Consider the following 7797-nt stretch of genomic DNA (forward strand, 5'->3'; position numbering starts at 1 on the left):
GTCGGCAAAGCGGTATTGATAACAACGGGTGCTTCTATTCCCGATTTATGCCGGACAGACATATGGCCTGATGGTGCCGATATAACCAAGAGTAAACAAAGTGCCACTGCCGTTAAAGAGGAGAGTAACACGGCAGCCAGACAGATTACACTATTAGCAGATAAACGAAACAAGGGTATTCCATTTCAAAAAAGCTATTGTGGAAGCATATCATATTCTATTCGTTAGTAAAAACAGATAAAAACAATGCTGAATAGAGCTGTGAGTGAAGCACTCTTTTATCCAAAGGTTATCTTTATAAAGCCTTAATTGAAAAATCCGCTGCTATAAAAATAGGGAGAAAAGAATAACTTTCCTCCCTATTTTCTAAAATCTGTCCTATCCTTGATAGGCTTCAATCATAGTCGATTATAAAGAAACATCGACTTTAAAATAATAGAAGCCCCCATTCATGCCCAATTGGGACGTGCTCATATTATATTGTGGCACACCCAAATAACGATGCGCGACAGGCACACGGCTAGGATGGGCATTGAACAGATTGTTGGCACCTATCGTCAAAGCCAGTTTCGGATTTACTCGATAGGTAATATCAAGGTTAGTCACAAATTTAGGCTGGTTCAGGAATTTGAAGAAATCATAGGCTGATGCCACCGATGTATTGGCGACCCCTTTATAATAAGCCAATTGAGACGTGGTCTTTCCCCAGCGGATTTCATGTAAACCGACAATCCATTTTTTGTCACCGCTAGTGAACTGACCGCCCCAGATAATCTTACTACGCGGATAAGCCGTGGTGATATAAGCAATACTCTGCGCTGTCAGAAGGTCATTTCCTTGGGCATCTGTGCTTTGATGGGTTAAGATGGTACGGTTGACATTCGCGGCAACGCTCCAATCAATCCGTCCGATATCACCAAGATAAGTCGGGTAGGTGGCCGTAATATCAATACCACGGGTGCGGGTGCTGGCGACATTGGCAAACCAATGGGTTGATAGCGAAGCCGTTGCCCAACTCGATGCATCAGATGGCAGAGTAAAACCGTTCATTGCCAAGGCGGTTAAGGCCTGATTGCCATAGACATTACCCCCTGGCAAAATCTGATCACGCAACTTAATTTGATAGAGATCAGCTGTAATGACCAATCTTTTGATCGGTTCAAAGGTTACACCCGCTGTAATATTGGTTGACCGCTCTGGTTTTAGTTTCTGAGCGCCATTGGCCAAAGCGCCGGGCGAGCTAGCACTGATAATACCATGGGCGGCCGTTGGCGATAAGGTGACGGCGCTATAATATTCCTGCGCCAAAGTCGGAGCATGGAAGGCATTGGACAGGGTTGCTCTGAATCCTAACCATTTGAAAGGATCATAGCGCAGCGCCACTTTTCCTGTTTTGGTATCCCCAACATCAGAATAATGCTCGTAACGACCCGCAACATCAATTTGTAACTGTTTGACGAGATGGGTCGCTACATCAAAATATCCACCGAAGACATTCCGGCTAAATTTACCCGCATTGGCAGCTGCCGTGCCGGGGAGGGCATCTGACCCACTTCCATAGGTGGAATCCGCTGATCCAGCACCAATAGTATAGCTTTCATAACGATGCGTTGCCCCACCGGCGACGTTGATTTCATGAGGCCAACCATCAATATGGAAAGCCTTGCTAAAATCAATGGCATTACTCCATTGCTGGTTATTAAACCGCTGAACACCTTTAAAGGTGGTAGGTGTTCTGCCTGTATCGCGCGACAATTGCAGATTGGCAGAATCCTTAAGGCCAATATTATCATAGTCACGGCCATAAACACTGGAAACATCCCAGTTCCAGCCTTTAACTTTGCCCTTTAATCCAGCCATGATTTCCCAATCATTTTCATTGATGGTCTCAATCGGCGAATAACCATTGGGATAAATAGCCGCATAAGCGGGGTAATTGGTTAATGAGCTAGGCAGACGATAATTTTGATAGGCACCAGCAGAACGATGGGCATAAGTGGCTAAACCATAGGCCTCGATATTATCAGTGATTTCATAGCCACCTTTAATAGCAAAACTTTCTCGAGTCTGTTCTGGTTGCCCTAGTAATTTATTGTCTTTAGTGCCCGTTCTTAAATCAGCCGCACTGCGGTAGGTATGGTTTTGGCATAGGAAATCACCACTGACATGGAGATAGCCGCGAGACCCCAATTTAGTGCCACCATCGAGATACACACCTTGCTGAAAACCGTCTTTAGCGGCAGTAATGCCAGTTAAAGTCTGAGCATGGAAACCATGATCCTGTTTTTTCAGGATGATATTAACAACCCCAGCAACAGCATCAGAACCATATTGTGCCGAAGCCCCGTCACGTAAAACTTCGATATGGTCAATCGCGGCCATCGGAATCATGTCAATATCAACCGGTGTAGATCCCTGCTGTGGGCCCGGATTGGCATAGATATTGGCGGTCGTATGGCGCCGTTTCCCATCGACCAAGACAAGGGTTTCGTTCGGGCTAAGCCCTCTTAAACTTAAGGAATCTGTTAAAGCCCCGCTATCATATCCACCGTTTGGCACAGTCAAAGAAGGTAGTAGCTGTGTCAGAGCATCACGCAAACTGGGCATACCTGTTTGTGCAAGCTGTTTTGCGGAAATAATATCAATGGGGGAAATACTTTCGCGTGCTTTCTTACCGGTTTCGCGGGTTCCGGTGACAATAATCGCATCCCCTGCATTTCCAGCGCTATTCGAGGGATTCTCAGCTATATTATTATTGAGAGCCAGCTTTGCGGCTGTTTCCGATGTTTCACTTGCAAAAGCAATCGTCGGATATTGTAAAAAAGTCGAGGAAAGGCAAACAAAAAAGCCACCCTTGAGGAATACTCGCTTCATAACACGCCCCCCATAATTTGTTAGTCTTGTATCTGACCTTTTTGTGCGATGATTTTAAAGAAAAGATTTGTTTTTAGGGCTAAAGGAAACATTTTACTCGTAATATTATTGCAAAAGACAGTGTCATTTTATAAAAATTTTATTCAAATGTCTAGTGATATAATTTTAATTTTACCTATATTGTGTCTTTTTTAATACAAAATACTAAAATATAAAAATATAACGCATCTATCTTATTAAATTAGACATGGAGAAAATGGCTGCGCCACTTTTACGAGACAGAATATAGCCTGTTATTATCGTATATTTTTCGCTTAATTATTGAATAATAACGTTTTTATATAAATTTTTTTTTACTTTTGCTGATATCGAAACGCTCCTTCAAAGGATTTATTTTATTTTGAATGTATAAAAAACTCGAAATAATCTAAATTTTTTCTTCAAGATTGCTTTAGCTTTAAGGGTGCTTTGAACACCCTTAAGGCCAAAAAATTATTCAGCTTTAGAAATTGGACATATGGCCTGTCGCAAAGGCGCAAGGCCACGACTAGCACGGCGGGCATCCAACTGGTCTTTATCAATCACAGGATACAGGGAGCCATCCGGCTTTACTCTTGTTCCATAGATTTGAGGCTTACCGTCTTTTGCCAGGAGTTGATCTTCCAGAATAGCGAGATAATCACCGGGAAAATCTTGCCGTGCAAAAAGACGCCGCATCATATCCACGGCATTTCTTTGAAAAGCAAAATCACGAGACCGTTGAATTAAAGAAAACTCAGCCGCAACCCCCTGACCACCAATTTGGGATACTGAAAAAAGCCCTTCTTTCTCGATCATTTTTTTAAAATCGCGGGTATTCTTGCGGTCTGTTTCTTCGACTTCTTTCCAGTCGATCGGCTGACCTTTAGTAAAATGATTCCGAACCGCCTGTTCATGCTCACTCATCGCAATTAAGATTTTTGCCTGTTTTTTAAATGAATTCGCTGCTTTGATATTCTGAAAATGCCGGCTGTTTAATTCTGCGCCGGGGAAGGATAGGTCACAATTATCGGCTATAGCTTCTATCGGATTCGTCACAGGTTGTTCTGCCAGAGCAATAACCGAAAAAGATGAAAATATCAGAAAAATGATTTTCTTTTGAAAAGCAGACAGCCCAATAGAGATCTTATCAGTCTTCATAGGGCGATGACCTGATAAATATGAAAAAGCGTTGAATGCCTTTTTAATCATTGTCCAATGTATCTCTTTTTATTTTGGTAAAGAATTATGTTTTTTGAAGAAAAATTATATTTTATCAAAGCATAGTCTGCTTTTATTTATAAGGTAAATTTATATATAAATTATTTTCTTCAAAAGAAGAAACGATATCTATAAAAATGTCGAAATATTTTTTTTAAAAAATTTTATAAAAAGAAAATTTCTATTGTAGAAAATGCCAATATTTTATTTTATTCCCATTATTCTTTCATTACTAATATCGGACATCATACTTGTTGAATGAGGCTTTTTCAGCTATGGAAGCCTTCATTCGTCAGAGGATTAATGCGGTTCACGTGTTAATTCTGGTTATGGTATCGAATCTTTTTATAGTCCTCCTCATGCCTTTTCACAGGATAACAGGCCGGAAAAAAGATAAAAGATAGATACTAATCTTTCTAAATGGACAGGAAACACATGAGCCTGCGCAACGTGGCCATCATCGCGCATGTCGATCACGGCAAAACGACGCTTGTCGATCAGTTATTTCGTCAATCAGGTACTTTCCGCGAAAATCAGCGGATCGATGAAAGAGCAATGGACTCCGGCGATCTTGAAAAAGAACGCGGTATTACCATTCTCGCCAAATGCACCTCGATTGAATGGAGCGGCAAACGTATCAATATCGTCGATACGCCCGGCCATGCTGACTTTGGCGGTGAAGTAGAACGTATTCTTTCTATGGTTGACGGTGTTATTCTGTTGGTTGATGCCGCAGAAGGCCCTATGCCACAGACCAAATTCGTGACCAGTAAAGCCTTGGCACTTGGCCTGAAACCTATCGTGGTCGTCAATAAAATTGACCGTCCTGATGCGCGTGCAGCCGAAGTTCTGGACGAAGTTTTCGACCTTTTCGTGACCTTAGGTGCCAGCGATGAACAGCTGGACTTCCCGGTTCTTTATGCTTCCGGTCGTAATGGTTATGCTGGTGAAAGCGAAGAAGTTCGCGAAGGCACCTTGGCACCCTTGTTTGAAAAGATTGTCAATCACGTCAATGCCCCGAAAGTTGACGCGGATGCACCGTTCCGTTTTCTGGTAACGCTGCTTGATCGCGACAATTTCGTCGGTCGTATTCTGACGGGTCGTATTGATGCTGGTAAGCTTTCTCTGAATCAGCCTATCCATGCTATTGATATGGACGGCAATATTCTCGAAACTGGCCGTGCTTCAAAAATTATGGCTTTCCGTGGTCTGGAACGTGTTCCAGTTGAAGAAGCCTCTGCCGGTGACATTGTCAGCCTTGCTGGTCTTACAGTTGCAACGGTTGCCAATACGATTGCTGACCCGTCAGTCAAGGAACCGATCGCTGCTCAGCCGATTGATCCGCCCACCTTGTCCATGCGTTTCTCTGTCAACGACTCTCCTTTGGCAGGAAAAGAAGGCACCAAGGTCACCAGCCGGATGATCCGTGACCGTCTGATGGTCGAAGCTGAATCCAATGTAGCTATCCGCGTCACTGAATCCGACGAAAAAGACAGCTTTGAAGTCGCCGGTCGCGGTGAATTGCAGCTGGGTGTTTTGATCGAAACGATGCGCCGTGAAGGTTTTGAACTTTCCATCAGCCGTCCGCGTGTGTTGTTCACCGAAGGTGAAAATGGCCGCGAAGAACCGTATGAAACGGTCGTTATCGATGTTGATGACGAATTTTCCGGCACGGTCGTCGAAAAAATGTCACTGCGTAAAGCTGAACTGGTCGACATGCGTCCTTCAGGTGGTGGTAAAACTCGTATCACTTTCTCAGCTCCGTCACGTGGTTTGATCGGCTATCATGGTGAATTTTTATCCGATACCCGTGGTACCGGTATTATGAATCGCCTGTTTGAGAAGTATGGCCCCTATAAAGGCCCGATCTCTGGTCGCCAGAATGGTGTGTTGATTTCTCTTGGTACCGGCGCTTCGGTTGCTTTCGCCCTTGGTTCTCTCGAAGAACGCGGCGTTCTGTTTATCGGTGCTGGCGAAACCGTTTACGAAGGCATGATCATTGGTGAAAATGCCCGTGAAGGTGACTTAGAAGTCAACCCGCTCCGTGCAAAACAGCTTACCAATATGCGTTCTTCCGGTAAGGATGATGCTATCCGTTTGACGCCACCGCGCGCCATGACGCTGGAACAGGCTATTGCTTATATCGCTGATGATGAACTGGTTGAAGTTACCCCGAAATCTGTTCGTCTGCGTAAACGTTGGCTCGATCCGAATGAACGCAAGCGTCATGCTCGTGCCAGTAAAAACCTCTAACTGATTTTAGAGCTGTCAAATTTAGGACTGTCAAAAAAATAACAGTCTCTTTGATGGCTCCCGTCAGAATTTTATGAAAAAGCGCCTTCTGTTCAGGAAGGCGCTTTTTTCTTTTAAGATAGTGTTGTTTTTTGCCATATAAAAAGCATGGCATCATTCTTGCTTCATCCTGATCGACTGCCCTTATCATAACAGTCTGGACAGAATAACAGGGGGACTATCCAGCGTGACAACCAATTTTGTTTCGCTTTCAAAAAAAATTGAAGGTCGCATGGAATCTATCCGCATGGCCATTGACCAAGCGGCACAGGATTCCGGTGTTGATTTCTCTTATCTTATGGCACAAGCCCGTTGCGAAAGCGGTCTTAATCCTCATGCCAAAGCGCAAGGGTCAACAGCGGCTGGTCTGTTCCAATTTCTTAATCAGAGCTGGCTTGGTGTTCTAAAACAGCATGGCGATGAATATGGTTATGGCTGGGCAGCTGATGCGATTAGCCGCGAGGGGGGACGCTGGGTTGTCCATAATCAGGAATTAAAATCCCGCATTTTTGAACTTCGAGAAGAGCCTGCGGCAGCAGCCGCAATGGCGGGAGCTTTCGCAGCTGACAATGCCCAAAAACTAAAGCAATGTCTGGGTCGCCCTGCCAGCCGAGGTGAATTATATTTTGCCCATTTCCTCGGGGCAGCCGGTGCCAGCCGTTTCCTGACAAAAAGAGCAGTGGATGGTAACGCCTGTGCCGCCCTCCATTTCCCGAAAGAAGCCAAAGCGAATAAAGCGGTATTCTATACTCATGATGGGAAGGGGCGTAGCTTTGATGAGGTCTATCATATGCTGGCCTCACGTCTTGACCGGAATGCTAATGATGCCGATAGCGAATGGCTCAAAAAAGGTAATCTTCACTACGCTGCTCATTATAAGGTCATTCCTGATCGCTTTGAATCCCCACAAAATAACGCTCGTCTTATTTCTCTCGCGATGCAGGGCGTCGATGGTATGACTGCTGCTGCGATGCTCAGCCACCGTCCCAATACCCATAGCGCTACCAATGCAGATGCCCATAAATATTCTAATGATGCCAGAATGGCCTATGCTCTAATTTCTTCTTCGTTGAGCAATATCTAACTCTGAAATCCCAAATTTTGATCATATTTAAGCCAAAAACTAGTCGGGAAAAGATATCTATCAATCTATCTTCAAAAAAAGAATCATTCTTTTATAAGCAAATCATATCCTATAAATGGGTGATTTTAATTATCTATAAATCCAACCTTAAGGTAATTTAATGTATTTAAAGTCATGATTTGGAAAATAGATTGATATCGGATGAATTAAATATATCTGCTTGACACTAAAGCTAAATCAGCTTTAGCAGGTTGTGATTTATATGCCAGTTTTTGGCAAGGCTTTTTAATAAAGATGACTTTTGATGG

General features: G+C 43.6%; 4 protein-coding genes. 2 read left to right on the forward strand and 2 right to left on the reverse strand.

Features of this window, described 5'->3' with window-relative positions; translation table 11 throughout:
* Positions 1–408 precede the first annotated feature (408 nt).
* Together LDL18_RS07930 and LDL18_RS07935 are read right to left on the reverse strand one after the other, a co-directional pair.
* On the reverse strand, positions 409–2874 hold the full coding sequence (locus LDL18_RS07930; RefSeq protein ID WP_296508473.1) for a TonB-dependent receptor: 2466 nt from the start codon (positions 2872–2874) through the stop codon (positions 409–411).
* A gap of 492 nt (positions 2875–3366) precedes the next feature.
* Complete coding sequence (locus LDL18_RS07935; RefSeq protein ID WP_296508475.1) at positions 3367–4053, reverse strand: DUF6624 domain-containing protein; 687 nt, start codon at positions 4051–4053, stop codon at positions 3367–3369.
* Positions 4054–4548: 495 nt separating this feature from the next.
* Here LDL18_RS07935 and typA point away from each other — a divergent pair, with 495 nt between their 5' ends.
* The gene (typA, locus tag LDL18_RS07940) at positions 4549–6366 is read left to right on the forward strand and encodes a translational GTPase TypA (RefSeq protein ID WP_296508478.1); all 1818 of its coding nucleotides are present in this window, start codon (positions 4549–4551) and stop codon (positions 6364–6366) included.
* Between the two features lie 226 nt (positions 6367–6592).
* Positions 6593–7489 (forward strand): transglycosylase SLT domain-containing protein, encoded by an 897-nt coding sequence (locus LDL18_RS07945; RefSeq protein ID WP_296508480.1) that lies wholly within the window; start codon positions 6593–6595, stop codon positions 7487–7489.
* Positions 7490–7797: the final 308 nt, after the last annotated feature.

The sequence above is a fragment of the Zymomonas sp. genome (assembly GCF_020216885.1).
In the GTDB taxonomy this organism is placed as follows: Bacteria; Pseudomonadota; Alphaproteobacteria; order Sphingomonadales; family Sphingomonadaceae; genus Zymomonas.